Below are 295 nucleotides of genomic sequence, written 5' to 3'. Positions count from 1 at the left end.
AATTGCAATTAGCGCTGCGCCGAGATGGCTTTCAAGTTGATCGTGTCCAGATCGCTGAGGCTATTTTTTCCGTTGATGATCAACGGAACGATAAAACCAGCTCTGACGTTGATCGCCAGTTAATCTTATTTCTTAACCATCATGCTCATCGTTTTCCGAAGCGGCAGCAGTGGTCGAGGTCTGGACGACACGTTGAGTTATTGACCGATGGTAAGGATATTGAAGTGCGTTGGTTAACCGTGATCGATAATGATTAATTTTAACCACTTGCTTATCGGAAGTGGCGTAGCAAGTT

Annotated in this window: 1 protein-coding gene; it reads left to right on the top strand. The window is 44.7% G+C overall.

Annotated elements, in window-relative coordinates:
• A partial coding sequence (locus tag V0R37_RS21900; RefSeq protein WP_420376531.1) for a hypothetical protein occupies positions 1 to 257 on the top strand: 257 nt, incomplete at its 5' end.
• Positions 258 to 295 lie beyond the last annotated feature (38 nt).

This window comes from Pollutimonas rozaliensis (genome assembly GCF_048751585.1).
Lineage (GTDB): Bacteria > Pseudomonadota > Gammaproteobacteria > Burkholderiales > Burkholderiaceae_B.
The sequence above is the reverse complement of the archived record's forward strand: the minus strand, read 5'-3'. Positions and strand labels throughout refer to the sequence as shown.